This window comes from Saccharothrix carnea, assembly GCF_003014735.1.
GTDB lineage: Bacteria > Actinomycetota > Actinomycetes > Mycobacteriales > Pseudonocardiaceae > Actinosynnema > Actinosynnema carneum.
Genome location: NZ_PYAX01000033.1, coordinates 1 through 18,691 on the forward strand (window position 1 = coordinate 1; position 18,691 = coordinate 18,691).

The 18,691-nt window shown below is 72.4% G+C and carries 10 protein-coding genes and 1 pseudogene; 5 read left to right on the forward strand and 6 right to left on the reverse strand.

The genetic code is table 11. The features are described 5' to 3' along the window. Positions 1-343 precede the first annotated feature (343 nt). Positions 344-2,578 carry a rhamnogalacturonan lyase family protein gene (locus B0I31_RS39640; protein ID WP_106620531.1) on the reverse strand — a complete coding sequence of 745 codons (2,235 nt, stop codon included), beginning with the start codon at positions 2,576-2,578 and terminating at the stop codon, positions 344-346. A gap of 987 nt (positions 2,579-3,565) precedes the next feature. Between B0I31_RS39640 and B0I31_RS43225 the strand changes: the two are divergent. The 3 genes and pseudogenes from B0I31_RS43225 to B0I31_RS39655 all read left to right on the forward strand — a co-directional run. Continuing rightward, a pseudogene (locus tag B0I31_RS43225) lies at positions 3,566-3,721 on the forward strand (DapH/DapD/GlmU-related protein); the annotation flags it as partial. Between the two features lie 1,284 nt (positions 3,722-5,005). Beyond that, positions 5,006-5,863, forward strand: coding sequence for a DUF4253 domain-containing protein (locus tag B0I31_RS39650; protein WP_106620533.1), 858 nt, complete (start codon positions 5,006-5,008; stop codon positions 5,861-5,863). A gap of 93 nt (positions 5,864-5,956) precedes the next feature. Continuing rightward, positions 5,957-9,748, forward strand: a complete 3,792-nt coding sequence (locus tag B0I31_RS39655) for a CHAT domain-containing tetratricopeptide repeat protein (protein WP_106620534.1) — start codon at positions 5,957-5,959, stop codon at positions 9,746-9,748. Positions 9,749-9,768: 20 nt separating this feature from the next. On the opposite strand, the gene B0I31_RS39660 is transcribed toward B0I31_RS39655, so the two are convergent. The 3 genes from B0I31_RS39660 to B0I31_RS39670 all read right to left on the reverse strand — a co-directional run bounded on the left by B0I31_RS39660 (position 9,769) and on the right by B0I31_RS39670 (position 11,421). Next, positions 9,769-10,095, reverse strand: coding sequence for a SulP family inorganic anion transporter (locus tag B0I31_RS39660; protein ID WP_219911018.1), 327 nt, complete (start codon positions 10,093-10,095; stop codon positions 9,769-9,771). Between the two features lie 67 nt (positions 10,096-10,162). Then, positions 10,163-11,065 carry a hypothetical protein gene (locus tag B0I31_RS39665; protein WP_106620535.1) on the reverse strand — a complete coding sequence of 301 codons (903 nt, stop codon included), beginning with the start codon at positions 11,063-11,065 and terminating at the stop codon, positions 10,163-10,165. Next, positions 11,062-11,421 (reverse strand): hypothetical protein, encoded by a 360-nt coding sequence (locus B0I31_RS39670; RefSeq protein WP_106620536.1) that lies wholly within the window; start codon positions 11,419-11,421, stop codon positions 11,062-11,064. The genes B0I31_RS39665 and B0I31_RS39670 overlap by 4 nt, the downstream gene beginning before the upstream one ends. A 65-nt stretch (positions 11,422-11,486) precedes the next feature. On the opposite strand from B0I31_RS39670, the gene B0I31_RS39675 reads away from it, so the two are divergent. Then, a complete protein-coding gene (locus tag B0I31_RS39675) occupies positions 11,487-14,459 on the forward strand; it encodes a CHAT domain-containing protein (RefSeq protein ID WP_245950805.1) in 2,973 nt (990 codons plus the stop codon). 12 nt (positions 14,460-14,471) lie between these two features. Continuing rightward, complete coding sequence (locus tag B0I31_RS39680; protein WP_106620537.1) at positions 14,472-15,500, forward strand: tetratricopeptide repeat protein; 1,029 nt, start codon at positions 14,472-14,474, stop codon at positions 15,498-15,500. 82 nt (positions 15,501-15,582) lie between these two features. On the opposite strand, the gene B0I31_RS39685 is transcribed toward B0I31_RS39680, so the two are convergent. Both B0I31_RS39685 and B0I31_RS39690 read right to left on the reverse strand, forming a co-directional pair. Continuing rightward, positions 15,583-17,184, reverse strand: coding sequence for an aminotransferase class I/II-fold pyridoxal phosphate-dependent enzyme (locus tag B0I31_RS39685; RefSeq protein ID WP_106620538.1), 1,602 nt, complete (start codon positions 17,182-17,184; stop codon positions 15,583-15,585). Beyond that, positions 17,181-18,515, reverse strand: a complete 1,335-nt coding sequence (locus B0I31_RS39690) for an NAD(P)/FAD-dependent oxidoreductase (protein ID WP_181320783.1) — start codon at positions 18,513-18,515, stop codon at positions 17,181-17,183. Before B0I31_RS39690 ends, B0I31_RS39685 begins: the two co-directional genes overlap by 4 nt. Positions 18,516-18,691: the final 176 nt, after the last annotated feature.

The window sequence follows — 18,691 nt, forward strand, 5'->3', positions numbered from 1 at the left end:
ACGGCATCTGGCCCGCCGTCCCCGAGATCCCCACCCCGCTCTCCCTGGCGGTGATCATCCTCGTGCTCGGGACGGTCACGCTGACCAGCCTGCGCACCCGGCGACGTGCCGGGACCCCCTCGCCCCAGCCGACCCCGAAGGCCGCCACACCCCTGGACTGACCATGCTCTTCGAATGGCTCTTCGACGTGCTGATCACCACCCTCGTGACCGTGCTCGTCCTCGCCTCACTGGTGATCACCTGCGCCGCCCTGAACTCACCACGTGGACCACACGCCTGACCCAGGCGGAAGACCGGTGGGGCGGGCCGACCAGGTCGGTCGGCCCGCCCCACCGGTCGGGGTTCAGCGGACGTAGATGTTCGGTTGGGGCGGGGTGCTCATGCCGCCGCCGAGGAAGAAGCTCGGGTGCGGCGGCTGGTTGTAGGCGGTGTTCTGCCACGCGATGGCCACGCGGTACTGGGCGTCGTGCATGAGGGTGTGGATCCGCCGGTCGGTCTGCGTCGAAGTGGCGTAGATGCGCAGCGCGGCGTTGTCGTCGCGGGGCAGGATCACCTCCTCGCGCCAGTCGCCGAACAGGTCGCCGGACAGCGACGGGGTCGACTTGGTGCCGTTGATGGAGTGCGCACCGGTGCCGGTCAGCAGGCGGGTGTCACCGCCGGTGCCGTACTTGTCGACGTGGTTGCCGTCCAGCAGCTCCCGCACCGGGTCGGCGTCCCACCAGGCCAGGAAGTTCGCGCTGCCCGGCGAGCGCCCGACGTTGCCGCCGGAGCCGTTGAACAGGCTGGTCAGCCCGGTGCCCCGGCCCCAGAACTCGGCGCCGGCGTTCCCGGCGTACACGTCGCCGGCCGCGCCGCGAGCGGGTCCTTCGCAGCTGCAGGTGTTGTTCTTCTGCATGATGGTCGCGCCGCTGTTGGCGTCACGCAGGGTCGCGGCGGCGCCGGAGCTCTGCTCGTGGATCATCCAGATTTCCTTGCCGGGGCGGCTGGGGATGAAATCACCGACGTGCAGCGCGTCACCGTGGGCGTAGAAGTTGGTGGTGTAGCGCCCGGTGCCGTTGCTGTTGATGGTCATGCCGCCGTAGATGATCTCGTCGGTGCCGTTGCCGTCGACGTCGGCGATCGACAGCGAGTGGGCGCCGCGGCCGCCCCACTGGCTGCCCGCGGAGCTGGAGTCGAACTTCCAGCGCCGGGTGAGCTGCCCGTTGCGGAAGTCCCACGCCGCGATCGTGCTCTTGGCGTAGTAACCGCGGCCCATGATGATGCTGGGGCGCTGCCCGTCCAGGTACGCGGTGCCGGCCAGGAACCGGTCGCCCCGGTTGCCGTTGCAGTCGCCCCAGTCGCAGATGTTCCCGCGGGCGGGCTCGAAGGGCACCGTGGACATGGCGGCACCGGTGAGCCCGTTGAACACGGTCAGGTACTCGGGTCCCGTGACGATGTGACCGCCGGAGTTGCGGTGGTCGGCGCTGCCGTTGCCGATCACCTGACCCGTGCCGGACACCGTGCCGTCACCGGTCCTGACCGCCATCTCGGCCCGGCCATCGCCGTCGTAGTCGTACACCTGGAACTGGGTGTAGTGCGCGCCGGCACGGATGTTGCGGCCCAGGTTGACCCGCCACAGCCGCTGCCCGTTGAGCTTGTAGGCGTCGATGTAGACGTTGCTGGTGTAACCGGACTGCGAGTTGTCCTTCTGGTCGCTGGGATCCCACTTGAGGAAGATCTCGTACTGGCCGTCGCCGTCGGCGTCACCGACGCTGGCGTCACCGGCCGAGTAGCTGCTCCCCGGCCGGGAGATCGGCACGTCGAGGTAGTTGCCGCCGGAGAAGCGCAGTGACGCCTCGGACGGCGCCTGCTCCACGCCTCCCACGACCGCGCGGACCGTGTACGAGGCGTCCCCTGCCGCGCCGGAGTCCAGGTAGTTGGTGGAGTTGGTGATCGGGGAGGCGTTCAGCTTCGTCGTGCCCCGGTAGACGTTGAACCCGGTCGAAGCCGACTCGGTGCCGAGCAGCCGCCACGAGACCAGGTTGCCGGTGCCGGAGCGCACGCTGACCAGGCCGCGGTCGAGGTCCTCCAGCTGCTTGCCGGAGGGCTGGGGGCCCGCGACGTCGATCTCGAGGTAGTCGATGTTCGCCAGGCCGGTCGCGGTGGTCGGGCTCAACCGGATCGTGTTCGTGCCCGCGTTCAGCGGGACGGTGAGCGTCTTCGTGGTCCACGTGCTCCAGGCGCCGGTGCCGTCGAACGCGCTGCCCGCGTGGGCGACCGCGCCGTTGACCAGCACGTCCGCGGGCCGGTTGGTGGTCGTGCCGTTGGCGTACCGGACGGCCACGGTCGCCGAGCCCGCCTCGGAGGCGGTGACGGTGAACTGCGCCGCCGCCCCGACCGCGTTGTCCGTGTTGCAGAAACCGCTGCCGGAGTAGCCGGTGTGGATGGACTCGATGACGCCGGCGCAGGTGGCCGGTGAGGTCTCCGCTTCGTAGCGGGTCGGAGCCGCCGAAGCCGGGGAGAGCACGACACCGCTGCCGGCGACGGTCAGGGCGACGCCGGCGGCGAGCAGTGCGGAGCGCCGTCTGGTCACGGGCATGACCGGCCTCCGACAGGACGTTGACTGAAAGTGAGCACCGTTGCTCCTCCGTCGCAGGGTCTGGGAACGCTCCCAGACGTGACCGGGCGGGTCCTCCTCGGTTAGCAAGGCCGCGGGATGACACCCGGTCGGATTTGAAACGATTCAACTGTCGGACTATAACTGGAAAGCGCTATCCCCGTGGTGGTCACCTCAGCCTGAGGTCACTCCGGATGGCCCGGTCATCGTCCGATTCCGTTGGCACCCATGAGGTTCGGGCGCCGACGTTGCTGGGGTAGACCGTACGAACGCCGCTGTGCCGGTGTCAACAGCCCCGGCGAAATGTTTTCGACGGGATCCGGCACCAGGGCCATTCGAGTGACACATCCGTGAGAGACCCTCGCGATCGGCCGAGGGCGGCGCGGCCGGGGAAACCCTTGACATGACAGCTGGAAAGCGCATTCCATGGGAAGGTGTCGAGCCCGCGTCGCAGGCTCGACCGGTCGGTCGTGCCCGGCGGTCGGCCGGTTCGCCGCGCCGCGCTCACCACCGTCCCGCCGACGACAGGGGTGTTCGACCGTGACCGGAGTGCCGGCCGCCGAAGGCGGTCCGTTCGACCGCAACCACTTCGACTACTCCCCCTGGTCCTTTTGGGACGAAGCCGACGAGCGGGTGAGACAGCGCCAGCTCGATGTCCAAAGGGATCTCGTCCGGCGGCGGGGTTATGAGATCGGCGAGCGGTGCTTCCTGTCCGAACTGGCCTCCGTGCAGAACGAGGAGTTCCGGCTGGGGAACGGTGGCTACGTCGCCGCGGGCGCCTACCTGAGCGGGTCGCTGCGCGCCGGGCGTGACTGCACGATCAACCCGTACGCGGTGGTGCGCGGCGCTGTGCGCCTGGGTGACGCCGTGCGCATCGGCGCGCACACCTCGATCCTCGGCTTCAACCACACCACCGAGGACCCCGACACCGAGGTGTTCCGACAGCCGCTCCGCTCGCTCGGCATCACCATCGGCGACGACGTCTGGATCGGCTCGCACGTCGTCGTCCTGGACGGGGTGGCGGTCGGCGACCGGTCCGTGATCGCCGCCGGCGCCGTGGTCACCAAGGACGTCCCGGCCGGTGCGATCGTCGGCGGCAACCCGGCCAGGGTGCTGCGGTGGCGCGTACCCGCGCTCGCCCCGCGGTCGGACGACCTCGTGGGTGCGCTCACCGCGTTCACCAAGACCGCCCGCGCGCAGGCGCCGCAGGTGCTGGCGCGGTGCTGGGACCCGGACACCGGGTTGTTCGTCGACCGACCGGGGGTCGCGCCGACCGTCCGCTCCCAGTGCGACGCGATCGAGGTCGCGGACCTGCTGCTCGGCCGCGCACCCGACCAGCTGCCCGCGCAGGCCCAGGTCGACCGGCTGCGCGGCTGGCAGGACCCGGAGACCGGGCTGGTCGGCACGCTGCGACCGGACGGCACCGTCGAGCGTGCCCGTGACGGCCTGTCCGACCCGGACGCCGCCTACCACGTGCTGTCCGCCGGGTACGCGCTGGACCTGCTGGGCAGCGGTTTCGCCGAGCCGATCCGCGTCGCTTCCCGCATGACCGCCGAGGAGGTCGTCACCGGGCTGGAGCGGCAGCCGTGGGCCACCAGCGCCTGGTCGGCCGGTGCGTGGGTGGACGCCCTCGGCACCGCCCTGCACTGGAACCGGCGGCGCGGTGACCGCGGCACACCGGGCGCGGTCGAAGCCCTCTTCGGCTGGCTGGTCACCACCGTCGACCCCCGCACCGGCACGTGGGGCCGACCGGCGCCCGTCGACGGCCTGCGCCAGGTCGTCAACGGCTTCTACCGGGCCTCACGCGGCACGTTCGCCCAGTTCGGCCTGCCCGTCCCCCACCCGGAACGGGTCGTGGACACGATCCTGGAGCACGTCCGCGACGCCCGGTTCTTCCGGCCCGAGAGGCAGGACGCGTGCAACGTCCTCGACGTCGCCCACCCGCTCTGGCTGACCCGCCACACCGGGTACCGCGCGGAGGAGGTCGCGCAGGTCGCGCGCCGCCTGCTGACCGACGCGCTGGGCCACTGGACCGACCGCGCCGGCTTCGGCTTCCAGGCACCCCACCCGACGACCGCGGGTCTGCCCGCCGCGGCACCGGGTCTGCAGGGCACCGAGATGTGGACGGCGGTGATCTGGCTGCTCGCCGACCTGCTGGGCCTCGCCGACGCCCTGCACTACCGCCCGCGCGGCGTCCACCGGCCCGAACCCGCCACCGGACCGGGGTGACCCGGAACAGCACGGACGGCGTTGTTCGTCGGGTGAGGCCCGCCCTCCGGACGCCGACGCGCCGACGCCTCGGCCGATCCAGTGCCTCACCTGCGGCTTGCCCGGGCGGCGATCGGTGGACCGCACCGGTCGCCCGCGGGTTCCCCGACCGCGTCGGACCGGCGGCCTACGATCCGCGTCATGATCTCCGAACCGCCGCTGCCCGCCGAGCTCCGGGCGCTGTTCGCCGCCGGGGCCGACACCGGTCGCACGTTGTCCGTCCCGCTGCCGCCCGGACGCCCGGTCCGGTCCGAGGAGGAGCCCTCGGAGCGGCCCGCGTTCTGGCTCGGTGACGGACCGGCGCCCGCGGGCCTGTGGGCCCGGCTGCGTGCCGAGCACGCCCGATCGGGGCTGTGGCCGCTGCTGCTGGACTCGCTGGACGACGAGGACGCCGACTACCGGCCGTGGGGCAACGGGGAGGTCCTGCCCGGTGAGATGTCGTCGCCCGGCGACCACGACCCGGACGCGTTGCTGGCGCGCTGGTGGGTCGACCACACCGCCGACGACGCGGAGGACCAGCTGACACCGGCCGAACGCGCGGCCGTGACCGCCCCGTTCGGCCGCACCTGGCCCGGACCGGCCGTCGCCCCGCTCGGGGGCAAGGACCCGGACCGCATCGCCGACGGCCTGGCCGAGCAGCTGGTCGCGGGTCACCCGTCCGTGCGCATCGGCCTGGTGGCGGCGGACCGCGGCGCGGACGCGGTGACGGTGGCCGGCTGGACCGGTCCGACGAACTACACCGGCGACACCGCCGAGGTCTCGGCGGTGCTGCGCAGCTGGGAGGACCGGTTCGGCGCACGGGTCGTCGGCGTCGGGTTCGCCACGCTCGTGCTCGCCGTCGCCGCCCCACCGACCACCCGCGAGTCCGCCATGGCCGTCGCCGCCGAGCACTTCGCGTTCTGCCCGGACAACATCTGGCAGGGCGAGGCACCCCACACCCTGGCCGCCTACGCCGACCGCCTCGTGGACGACCACTCGTGGACGTTCTGGTGGGACTGACGCGATCAGGGCCGCGTTGACCGCACCATTGGGGACACACACCCAGCCGCGCGTGCTCCACTGGTGGTCCGTTGGCGGTGGACGGGAGATCGGGTGGACTACGAACCGTTCGAGCGGTGCGCGTGGGCGTTCGTGCGGCGCGACTACCCCGTCGCGGCCTCGATCGCGGTGGACGTCCTGCGCACGGGTGTCAGCCTGGGGATGGCGCAGATCCTCACCATCAGCCTGCGCCGGATGGGGTTGTCACCCGACGACGACGCGATCGCGCGGACGCTGCACGAGGCCATCGGCGACCCGTGGGAGTCCGCCCTGCTCGACATCACGCTGGGCCGGCGGGACCCCGCGTCGGTCCTCGCCGAGGCGGACGGCGTGGTCCGGCGGTGCCAGGCACTGTGCTACGTCGGGACGCACCTGATCACCACCGGCGACCTGGACGCCGGGCGCCGGCACCTGCGCGAGTGCCTCGACCTGGACGTCGAGTGCATGGAGACGCAGATCGCGCTGATGGACACCGACCTGCTCGACCAGTGGGGCCGGGCGGCACCGGACGTCGACGCGGAGGTCGACCGCCTCCGTCGCCACTACCACGCGCTCCGGTCCGCCGGACACCACGCGCAGTCGATCCACATCGCCGACGCCGTGCTGCGGCTCGTCGTCGGCCGGCACGGCGAGTTCCACCCCGAGACGGGCCACAGCCTGAACGAACTGGCCATGGCCTACGCCGCGACCGGCGACTGGGCGCGGGCCGAGCCGCTCCTGGGCGCCGCCCTCCAGCAGGTGCTGCTGTTCGACGGGGCGTCGAGCGAGGTCTACCCGACCGTCCTCGACAACCTCGCCCAGGCGAAAGCCGCTCAGGGTGAACTCGACGTCGCCGAGGAGTTGCACCGCGCGGCGCTGGAGTCCTTCGCCCTGGCGGTCGGCGTCGACCACCCGTCGTACGCGACCTGCCTGGGCGGTCTGGCCCTCGTGTGCGCCGGGCTCGGACGGCACGACGAGGCCGAACGGCTCTACCGCGAGGCCGTCGACCTCCGGCGCCGTCTCTTCGGCACCGACGACAAGCGGTACCTCGGCATGGTCGACGGCCTCACCAAGGTGTACATCGCCACGGGACAGCTCCGCGCGGCCGAGGCCCGGGTGGCGGAGGTCGTCGACATCGTCGGCCGCCTGGAGGGCACCGACTCGCCGGCGTACGGGTCGCGCCTCAAGCAGCTCGGCGACCTCTACCACCAGATGGGCAGGCACTCCGACAGCGCCGCCCGGTACCGCACGGCCTTCACGATCGACCACCAGAAGTCGGGCTTCGACCACCCCACCACCGTCGACACGGCGGCCAGGTTGGCCCTCGCCGAGAAGCTCGCCGGCCGGCTCGGGGAGGCGATCCGCCTCTACCGGTACCTCCAGAGTCGCCAGTCGGGCGCGGACCTCGCGGTGACCACGCACAACCTCGCCGTGCTCCACCTCGACACCGGCGACACCTACTTCGCCCGCCGCTACGCGGAGGAGGCGATCGAACTCCACGGCTCGGCGGGCCTCGAAGACACCGTCGACCACGCTCTGCTGCTCATCGGCAAAGCGGCGGTGGACTCCTATCAGGACCGGTACGACGACGCGGAGAGCACCCTCCGCCGGGCGATGGACCTCATCGAGCGGAACGCCGGTCGCGACAGCGAGTACTACGCGAACGCCTGCGGCGCACTGGCGAAGTGCCGCCTCGCGCAGCAGCGCTACGACGAGGCCGACGAACTCCTGCGGACCAGCCTCCGGTTGCTGGAGGCGGCGGTGGGCGAGGACGCGCCGGCCATCGCGGTCACCATCGGCCTGCGCGGCACGGTCCAGCTGGCGAAGGGCCGGTGGGACAGCGCGGAGAAGCTGTTCCGGCGCGCGATCGAGCTGCTGGGCCCGGCCGTCGAAGCGGAACCGACGCCGCCGTACGTCGTGCTGTTGCGGGACCTCGGTTCGGCGCTCGTCGGGATGGGGCGCGAACGCGAGGCGATCGACGTGCTGCTGACCGTCGAGCGGCACCAGGACCGCCTCATCCGGGAGAGGGCCGTGGTGAGGGGGATCTCGTCCGTCGCCGTCGATCAGCCGGTCGCGCTGCTGAACCTCCTCGGCCGGCCCCGGTTCCGGTCACCGGAGCTGGTGTCGCGGTTGGTGGAGGTCGTCTGGCGGCGCAAGGGGATCGTGGCCGAGGCCGACTTCGTGCGCAGGCGCGAGGAGATCCACAGTAGACAGCACGACGGCGGTGACGTGCGGAGCAAGCTCGCCGAGTTGTCGAGCGCCGTCGAGCGCGGTGAGATCCCGCGGCCGGCCGAGTTCGAGGAGGTGGTCGAGACCTACGCGCGCGGCCTGCGGTACGGGATGTACCCGGAGATCGAGGCGGCCCACCGGGATCTCCACGCGCACATCATGGACGGGTGGCCGGAGCAGGGTGACCTGAGCCGGGAGGAGTGGCTGGAACGGGTTTCCGAGTACATGGGCGACGCGGGGTTGCTCATGGGTAACCGGGACCGCCTGGAGTCCGACCTGCGGACCCTCTTCCACGGTGACGGGTGGCTGGGCGAGGTCCTGCCGCGGGTCACCCCGGACGCCGTCCGGTCGCGGCTTCCCGAGGGGTCGGCGCTCGTCGAGTTCCTGTGCGTGCCGACGCTGGACGGGACGGCGGTCCTGGCGGAGGGCGGGTCGCGGTGGGGACCCGACCGGTACTACGCGTTCGTCGTCACGCCGGATCGCGACGACGACGTCCGCCTGGTCGACCTGGGTACGGCCGACAGGATCGACGCGAACATCGGCCTGCTGCGCCGTGGCGTCACCCGCGGCGGCCGGGCGCGTGACCTGGAACCGGAGACGGTCGCCCCGGACGACGTCGGGCGGGCGTCCGGCGAGGCCGCCGTCGCCCTGCGCGAGGCCCTCCTCGACCCGCTGCGGGTCGGGGACCGGACGCGGCTGTTCGTCGCCCCCGACGCCCAGCTGTACACGCTGCCGTTCGAGATCCTGCCGCTCGAACACGGCCGGCTCGTCATCGACGTCCACGAGATCGCCTACCTGACGACCGGGCGCGACCTGATCCCCGCCCGGCGAACGGTGCCCGAAGCGGCCGGTCCCCCGGTCGTCGTCGCCGACCCCGACTACGACCTCGCCCTGGACGCGACCACCGAACCGGCTCCCGCGGACGGTGAACCGGACGAGCGACGTGCCGCCGGGCTGCACTTCGCGCGCCTGCCCGGAACGCACGACGAGGGCAGGCACGTCGCCGAGCTGCTCGGCGTCACGGCGTGGCTCGGTGCCGACGCCGTCGAAGGGCCGCTCAAGCGGCAACGGTCGCCCGTCATCCTGCACATCGCCTCGCACGGCTACTTCCTGGACGACGACTCGTCGATGGAGAGCGACCCCCGGCAGGACGGCCGACGCGCGTTCAGCGCCTTCCCCGCTCCCCTGCTCAACTCCGGGCTCGCCCTCGCCGGTGCCAACACCTGGCTGCGCCGGGGTCACCTGCCCGAACCCGCGGAGGACGGGCTGCTGACCGCGGCCGACCTCGCCACCATGGACCTGTCCGGCACCGAACTCGTCGTGCTGTCGGCTTGTGACACCGGTCGTGGCCTGATCGCCGTGGGGCAGGGCGTGTACGGACTGCGGCGGTCGGTGGGGATCGCCGGGGCGCGGACCCTGGTGATGAGCCTGTGGCAGGTCCCCGACCGGGAGACCCAGGAGCTCATGGAGGACTTCTACGGTCGGCTCAAGCGCGGCGAACCGCGTGGGTCGGCGTTCCGCGCGGCCCGGTTGGCGTTGCGCGCCCGCAGGCCCGATCCGTACTACTGGGGCGCCTTCGTCTGCCAGGGCGACACCGGGCCGATGTCCGCGAGCTTCCTCGGTGGCGCCGGTCGGTAGCCGGTCAGGGTGATCCGACCTCACTCCGTCGGGTGGAGTTTCGGGTGCCGATCAGGTCCCTGCACCGCGTCGCCCGGCGCCTTCCGGTCGGCGAGCGCGTACACCTGGCCGACCAGGATCAGCAGCCCGATGCCCGACAGCATCCCGGCGACGGCCGAGGACGCCATGGCCTGGGACCACTTGCCGAGCCGCGCCAGTCCCATGACGATCTGCAGGACGCCCGAGGCGAGCACGATCATGCCGAGGGTCGCCGTCCCGTGGGCCTGCACGGCGTCGAACACCAGCACCGCGAGCCCGGCCGCCGGTCGGCTGACCTGGAGTGAGCTGCCCGGCATCACGCCGGTCACGAGCCCGTCGGAGGGCAGCGTCCTGTTGCCGGGCGCCGAAGGGACGCATCCCCATCATGCGGCGATATCAGGCGTTCTTGCGCAGCAGTTCGGTGATCCGGCGGCCCGTATCCCGGTCCAAGTGCCCCTCGCACGGCAGACCCAGTGCCTGCGCCAACGTGCGGCCGTGCAGGTCCACCGCCGATTCGATCAGCTCGGCCAAGACGTCGCACGCAGTCCTGGCGCGGCGCCAAGCCGCACCCGCCGTGACCAGGCCGACCAAGGCGAACGGCCAGCACACCGCGCCCAGCCCCAGGTAGGCGACGGCCCAGCCCGCCAGCGCCGCTGCCCGCCCGAACGCCGTGCGGGCGAGGGTGAACTCGGCGCGGTCGGGTTCCGGCATCAGCAGCCACAGCCGTGGCCACGCCGTCGTCAGGTCAAGGCCGTAGTGCTCGTGGACGCGGTGGTCGGCGGCGGTGATTCGGTCGCCGGTCCAGAACGGGCGGCGTGGTGGTGCCAGGGCGATGCGGTTGCGGCGGGCGTTGCGGCGTTCGGCTTCGTGCCGCAGTTCCGCGGCGTCGTCCTGGTCGCGCACCCGGGCCTTGCCCGCCGCCACCAACGCCTCCTCGAACGCCGCCTGGGCACGTGACCAGCGGGCCTGTCGGCGGCGGGTCGACCACCGGCTCAGCGGGTCGCGGGGTTCGGCCAGCCACAGGCGGGTGAACGCGGCTCCCAGCGCCTGCACGGCGAAACCGACGCCGGTCGCGGCGGCGAGCAGCACGACCAGGTACAGCACCAGGGTGGCCGTCTTCGGCGCGGGCTCGACCAGCCGCGTCAGGACGCGCGTCACCGTGCTCGGCCCGTACGACGAGCGGTGCCCGAGGTTGACGGCCACCAGCGCGGCCACCGCGCACAGCGCGCCGGGCAGCACGAGCAGCGACAGCCACCGCTCGGCGAGCTTGCCCGCCAGCGCCTCGAGGAACTTGGTCACAGCGACAGCCTGCGCAACGGCCGCCGCAGCACCGCGCACATCGGCGGCGCGCCGGTCGGTGGCTCGACCCGGTCGCACCGGTCGGCCGGGCACGTCAGCACTTCCAGCAAGGGGTGCCCACCGCCCAGACCGGGCAGCCGGGACGAGCGGGACGCGCCCAGACCGGCCGCGTAACCCTCCCGCAGCAGCATGTCGTCCAGACGGTCCAAGTCGTCGTCCGCGGTGTCCGCGCCGGTCCGGATCGCCTGCGCCGCCTGCACCGCGAGGTCCCGCAACGGCCCGGGCTTCGCGAGCGGCCCCGTGTCGTCCGCGAGCCGCAGGCACAACTGCGCCACCCGGGGATCGGCCCCGTCCATTCCGCCACCACCCACTGCCCGCTCCGGTAATGTCACCGAAGGTTACCGATCGGGGGGTGCACCGGATGTCGGCGGACCAGGCGAACGCGCTGACCCGGCGCGGGGCCGAGCGGGTCGCCGAGTACGAGCGCTCCGGGGACCTCCGGGCGTTGGACGACGCGGTGGACCTCTTCGGCGCCGCGTACCGGCTCGTCGAGCACTCCCCGGCCGCGCGGGCGAACCTCGGGCAGGTGCTGCTGGCCCGGTTCACCGTCCGCCACGACCGGGTCGACCTCGAAGCCGGGGTGGCCCTGCTGGTCGGTGTGCCGGACCGGGACCCAGGGGTGACGGCGCAGCTGGCCAGCGCCTACCTGGACCTGTTCGACCTCGACGGCGACCCGGGCCACCTGCACGAGTCGGTCCGGCTGCACGAGTCCGTGCCGGCCCGCGACCCGACTGCCGCCAACCACTACGGCCTGGCACTCATGGCCCGCTACCGGCACGCGGGCCGCACGGCCGACCTGCACCGGGCGACCGACGTGTTCCGCGGCGCCGCGCGGAGCGAGGTGCGAGCCTTCGTGCTGGGCAACCTCGCCGAGAACCTCTACGCCCGGCTCAACGCGGGCGAGCACACCGTGCTGGACGAGGGCGTGGCCGTGGCGGACGAGGTGGTCGGGCTGCTGTCGCGGGACAACCCCCACCTCGGTCGGATGGTGCAGCTCGCGGGCGTGTTCCGGCGGTACCGCTACGAGCACTCCGGCGACCGGGACGACATCGACCAGGCGGTGCGATTACTGCGCGCGGCGCTCGAGGTGCCGGCGGCGGACGCGACGGCCGTGCGGGGCAGCCTGAGCGCCGCGCTGCTGCGGCGGTTCCAGGAAGCGGGCGACGTGGACGACCTGGCCGAGGCGGCGGACCTGCTGCGGTCGGGGCTCGCGCAACGGCCACCGGGGCACCGGGACCACGCCGGGTGGGTCGGCAACCTGGCCGAGGTGCTGCGGACGCGGTACCTGCACTTCGGCGACCTGGACGCGTTGCGCGAGGCGGTCGACCTGTCCGCGGTGGCCGCCGACGTGCCCGGTTCAGGGTACGCGGCGGCGTTGCAGGACCTCTACTGGCGCACGGAGGACCCGGCGGTCGCCGACCGGGCCGTCCAGGCGGCCTTCCGCAGGCTCAGGTCGGACGACATCAGCACGACCGAGACCTACGCCAACGCCCTGCGCTGCCGCTTCGCCGCCCGCCGCGACCCGGCGGACCTGCACGAGGCGATCCGCCTGCACGAGCAGGTGCTCGCGGGCACGCCATTCGGCACCGGCGGTCACGGCCGGGCGCTGTCGAACCTCGCCGACGCGTGGCGGCAGGAGTACCGGCGCACCGGCGAGCCCGGGGCACTGGGCCGCGCGGTCGCGCACTGGGGGCGCGCGGTGCGCAGCGACGCCGTGCCCGAGCCCGAACGAGCGCGGTACCAGCGCCTGTGGGGTGAGGCCCTGCTGGTCTACGCCGATCACCTCGGCGACGACGGCCCGGTCCGGCGCGCGGCAGCCGTGTTCGCCGCCGCCGCCACCAACGAAGGAGCGGACGCGCGCAACCGGCTCGACGCCGCGCACCTGTGGTCGTCCGCCGCCGAGCACAGCGGCGACCGGGCCACCGCCCTGCGCGCGGCCGGGCTGGCGGTGGAGCTGATCCCGCAGACCGTCAGCCGCCGGCTCGCGCGCACCGACCAGGAGCACCTGCTGACCCGGCAGAACGGCATCGCCGCCGACGCCGCCGCGCTGGTCCTGGACGCGGGCGACGAGGAACTGGCCCTGCGGTGGCTGGAACAGGGCCGTGGCGTGCTCATCGGGCAGGCTCTGGACGCCCGGCTCGACCTGACCCCGCTGCGCGAGGCGCACCCCGCCGTCGCCGACGAGTGGACGTCCACAGTGGACACGCTCGCCGCCGCCCGCTCCGGGGACGAACGCCACGCCGCCGCCGCGCGCCGCGACCGGCTGCTCGCCCGGATCCGCGCGCTTCCGGGTTTCGCCGACTTCCTCCGGCCGCCGCCGATGGCCGAGCTGCGTGCCGCCGCGAGCGGAGGACCGGTGGTCGTGGTCAACACCAGCAGGCACCGCTGTGACGCGCTCGTGCTGACCGCGCACGGCGTCGACGTGGTGCCGCTACCGGGACTGACCTTGGACGACGCCACCCGCACCGCGTCCCGGTTCGCCGCCGCACTGGCCGCCACCACAACCCCCGGCCAGGCCGAGGCTGACGCGCAGCACGTCGTCACGGAGGTGTTGGCGTGGCTGTGGCACGCGGTCGTCGGCCCGGTGCTCGACCACCTCGGTCCCGTCGACCGCGTCTGGTGGTCGCCGGGTGGCCCGTTGGCCGCGCTCCCGTTGCACGCCGCCGGCACGGACGGGCAGTCCGCGCTGGACCGCGTGGTGTCGTCGTACACGCCGACCGTGCGCGCTCTCGCCCGCGCACGCGACACCGCCCGACGTCCACTCGAAGGTGAGCTGCTCGTCGTCGCCATGCCCACCACCGAAGGCGAACGCCCACTCCCCCACGCCCGGCGTGAGGCGTCGACACTGATGACCTCGTGGCCCGCGGTCGCGCTGATCGGCGAGTTCGCCCAGCGCGACACCGTGCTGGACGAACTGCCCCGCCACTCGATCGTCCACTTCGCCTGCCACGCCGTGGACGACGCGTCGCGGAGCCGCCTGCTCGTGCACGGCGACCGGCCGCTGACCCTGCTGGACGTGTCGCGGCTCGACCTGCCGTCCGCGCGGCTGGCCGTGCTGTCGGCGTGCCACACCGCCCGCGCCGCACCGGACCTGGGCGACGAGGCGCTGCACATCACCGGCGCGTTCCAGCTCGCCGGCTACTCCTCCGTGGTCGGCACGCTGTGGCAGATCAACGACCGGGTGGCCAGCCGCATGGCGATCGAGTTCCACCGCGGCCTGGCCGGCCGTCCCGAACGCGCGGCGCACGTCCTGCGCGAAGTGGTGCGCGCGACCCGTGACAACTACCCGCACACGCCCAGCCTGTGGGCGGCTCACGTGCACCACGGCGTGTGAAGGAGGTACCCCGTGTTCCGCAGGAAGCGCCGCGATCCCGAGCCCGAACCCGAGGTCATCGAGATCGAGATCCCGGCGGACCAGTGGCAGGGCGCGGTGCTGAAGGAGGCCTACGCGGCGTACGGCGAGGACGATCCCCGGACGATCGGTGCGGCGATCGAGCTGGCGCGGATGTTCAGCCAGAACAGTGCGAAGCGCGCCGACGCGTTCCAGCTCTACATGTGGGTGCTGCCGGTGCTCTGGCAGACGCGCGGCCCGGACGACCCCGAGGTGCTGCAGATCGTGCACGAGGCGGCCGACCTCGCGCACACCACCGGACAGACGGCGCGCGCGGAGCAGATGCTCCAAGACGTGCTGGAACACCGCGAACGCGTGCTCGGTCCCAGCCACCCCGACACCATCACCACCGCGAGGGCGTTGGCCAACGTGCTGTCCGCGCTCGGCCGTGCCGCCGAGGCCGAGGCGCTGCTGCACGACGTGAACGACCGGCGCTCGACGTGGGAGGACCGCGCGGCCCTGGCCCGCACCCTGCTGGCCGGCGGGCAGCGGGACAAGGCGCTGGAACTGTTCCGCGCCCTGGCGGCCGAAGCCGAGCGGACGCACGGCGACGGCGACCCCACGACGGCCCTCGCTCGCACCAACCTCGCCGCCGCCTTGTTCGGGGTGGGCGAGCTGGACCAGGCCGAACGCCTGTTCCGCGACGTCCTGCGCGCCCTCGGTCCGGACCAGGAGGTCGGCTTGCGGGCGTTCGTCCACAACAACCTGGGCACGGTCCTGTTCTTCAAGAGCGACTTCCGCCAGGCGGAGGACGAGCTGCGCAAGGCCCTGGCGATCCGCGAACGCGGTTTCGGCCCGCTCCACCCGGACACGGTCGCCACCGTGGAGAACCTGGCACGGGTACTCGCCGAACGCGGGGAGCACCGGGAAGCGATCACCCTGGCCCGCCGCTGCCTGGACGTCTACACCACGAGCCTCCCGGCGAGCCACCCCAAGATCGCGAACGTCCGGCAGCTGCTGGCCGACCTGGGCGCCGATCGCTGACACCGCCCGGCCGCGCGAGATCGACGCGGCGGAGAGAGGCGCGGCGGAAGGGCGCCCGGGTTCGCGGCGAGCGCCCGTCCCGCTAGAACGAGTTGCCGAACGCGCTGGACAGGTGCTCCTTCGCGTCGCGGAGCGCCCCGTCGATGATGCGGGCCGCTTCCCGCGCCTGCTCCGGCTCGTGCGCGGCCTGCACCTGCAACCGGAAGCGCGAGGCACCGGTCGGGGTGACGGGGAACTCGACCATGAACGCGAGCACCCCGCGGTCGAACAGCAGGCGGTTGACCGTCCGGGCGAGCTTCTCGTTGCCGATCAGCACCGGCACGATCGGGCTCGGCGAGCCCATGCAGGTCAACCCGCGCGTGGTCAGCTCGTCGCGCAGGGCGTGGATGGCGTTGAACAGCCGCCCGCGCAGCGCCTCGCCCTCGTCGGTGCGGATGATCTCGGCCGCCTTGAGCACCACCGCGGTCTGCATGGGTGACAGGGCGTTGGAGAAGAAGTGGGAGCCGGCGAACATCTTGATGTACTGCTTCACCGCGGGCGACCTGGCCGCGACGAAACCGCCGTTGGAGGCGAACGTCTTGGAGAACGCGCCCATGACCAGGTCGACCTCGCCCAGCATGTCCTGCATGCCCAGCACACCGGTGCCGCCGGGGCCCATCGAGCCGAGGTCGTGGGCGACGTCGACCAGCAGGGTCGCGTCGTGGGCGCGGCAGACCTCCTGCAGGGCGACGACGTCCGGCCAGTCGGCGTCCACCGAGAACAGGCCGTCGGTGATGACCATGATGCCGTTGTTGGTGTCGGTGGCGCGGATCCGGGCCAAGTGGGTGCGCACGGCCTCGACGTCGAGGTGGGTGTAGCGGGTGATGTTCCTGGTCGCCGCCCGCGCCCCGGTCTGCAGGCACGAGTGCGCGAGGCGGTCGATGAGGATGTGGTCCTCCTGGCGGACCAGGCCGGTGACGGTGCCGAACCCCGCCGACCACCCGTTCGAGAACAGCGTCACGTGCTCCAGGCCGACCAGCGCGCCGAGGGCCGCTTCCAGCTCGTCGGAGATGCGGGTGTTGCCCAGCACCATCGGCGAACCGGCACTGTGCGGGCCGAAGTCGCGCATCGCGCGGACCGCCGCCTCCCGGATCTCGGGGTGCGCGTTGAACGACAGGTAGTCCTGGGAGTTGAAGTTGATGCCGCGCGCGGGTTTGCTCAGGTCGTTGGTGATGGTCGCGACCCCACCCGGCGCCGCCTCCAGGACGCGCGAGTACTGCCAGGTCTCGGTGCGCCTGCGCGCCTCCACCCAGCCGTGGAACTCCTCGGTCCGGGCGAGCAGGTCGGCCCCGACCGGCCGGAAGAAGTCGTAGGCGTTCTTGTCGAGCGCGTAGTCCTCGTCCGGGTCGATCGCGGGCGCGGACGTCGTCGCCGGTTCCCACATCGGTTCCAGGTCGGCCCGGATCGCCGGGAAGTCCTCGCCGAAGAAGCGGACGACCTCGTCCTCCGGGAGGGTGTCCAGCTCCTCCAGGTCCTCCCAGGGGATGTGGCTCGCCCAGTTCCGCATCATGTCCGACACCTCGCGGGCGGCCGCGGCGACCGCCTTGGCCGCGGTGAGCGGGTCGGTGCCGGCCGCGTCCGCCGCGGCGATGAGCGCGGCGACGACCTCGCCGTCCTCGCGCTCGTGTGCCGGGGTTCCGGTCATCGGGTCGCCTCCGCTTCGGCGAGCAGGAACGGGTTGCGCTGGTGCTCGCGGTAGGTCGCCTCGAAGTCGGCGAACGCGCCGAGGTCGCGCGAGGACTCCTTGGCCGTGTCGTTGAGCAGGAACACGTTGGACGGGTCGAAGAACTCCGAGACCGGCGCCACGTCGACGTGGGTGGCGATGAAGCGGTCGATCTCGGTCTGGTTGCCGCGCAGGATCGCGAACAGCTGCAGCTCGTCGTGCCGCAGCGGTTTCATCTCCGCGAGCGTGCACACGTAGTCGTAGTAGGCGGCTGCGGTCTGGCTGCGGCGCTTGGCGGCGTACCCGGCCATGGCGGTGTCCCGGTCGGTCTCGCCGCCGAGCCACCGGCCGACCGCCTCCGCGGCCAGTTCCGCGTCACGTAGGGCGTGGGTGATGCCGAGCGCCGTGCACTGGTCCTTGAACGACTCGGCGTCGCCCACCAGCACCCAGCCGGGCCCGTGCAGCTGCCTCAGGTACGCGGCCTGGTCGAGGGTCCCGTAGAAGCGTTCCTCCCGCTGCGCCCCCGCCACGGTGGCCGCCGCCTCCTCGCTGATCAGCCCGAGCGCGCGGTGGAAGTTGCCCTCGACGTCGGCCCGGAACCGCGCGGCCCACTCGCTCGGCCCCCACGTCAGCACCATGGTCCGGCCGTCGTTGGTCGACGCCATCGCCATCCCGAGCCTGCCCCGCCGGTGGATCTGCGCGTCGGCGTCGGGGATGCCGCTGAAGTAGCTCCAGTAGGCGAAGGTGCACCGCGGCCGTTCGTCGAACTTCTCCACCCCGAGGGCGCGGGCGACGAAAGAGTTGCGCCCGTCCGCCCCGATCACCACTTGCGCGTGCTCGACCGTGCCGTCCCGGCCCTTGATGCCGATGACCGTGCCGTCCTCGTCCCGCAGGAGTTCCTCGACGGTGTAGCCCTCGCGGAACTCGACCCCGGCCCGCACCGCGTTGTCGACCAGGATCTTGTCCAGCACGTGGCGACGGACCGAGAAGTACTCCGTGGTGATCCCGTTGTCGTCGTCGTGCAGCAACCGGAACTGGTTGCGCAACAATTCCTCGGGAACGCTGCCCCGCAAGGAGATCCCGTCGTTGACCAATGTGACCTCGGTGTGCGCGGGCGTCACGGCCCGGACCTGGTCCAACACGCCCAACCGGTTCAGGTAGGACGCGCCGTGCGGCCAGACGAAGTGCGTGGACAGCACATCACTGGGAAACCGCGACCGGTCCACCACCAGCACTCGCAGCCCTCGTCGGGCCAGGTGCGCACCGACCGCCGCACCGGCGCACCGGCCACCTATCACAATGGCGTTGTACATGCCGGTCATCCCAACAGGACCCCTTTATCCTGTACAGGCCCGAACGGCCGAGGATTTTCGGGAAGATCGACAGGTGCTGTATAAGAGCGTGTCTCACGTGGGTCTTGCATGTGTTGGTGCATGATCGGGGTTCGTGGACGAGTTGTCTCGACGTCTGGTGCCCGATGAGTTGTGGG

Bases quoted from the DNA above. Each gene is read 5' to 3' on its own strand.
- B0I31_RS39685 (WP_106620538.1), bottom strand. From the start codon at position 17,184: ATGACCGGAACCCCGGCACACGAGCGCGAGGACGGCGAGGTCGTCGCC.
- B0I31_RS39640 (WP_106620531.1), bottom strand. From the start codon at position 2,578: ATGCCCGTGACCAGACGGCGCTCCGCACTGCTCGCCGCCGGCGTCGCC.
- B0I31_RS39670 (WP_106620536.1), bottom strand. From the start codon at position 11,421: ATGGACGGGGCCGATCCCCGGGTGGCGCAGTTGTGCCTGCGGCTCGCG.
- B0I31_RS39650 (WP_106620533.1), top strand. From the start codon at position 5,006: ATGATCTCCGAACCGCCGCTGCCCGCCGAGCTCCGGGCGCTGTTCGCC.
- B0I31_RS39675 (WP_245950805.1), top strand. From the start codon at position 11,487: ATGTCGGCGGACCAGGCGAACGCGCTGACCCGGCGCGGGGCCGAGCGG.
- B0I31_RS39690 (WP_181320783.1), bottom strand. From the start codon at position 18,515: ATGTACAACGCCATTGTGATAGGTGGCCGGTGCGCCGGTGCGGCGGTC.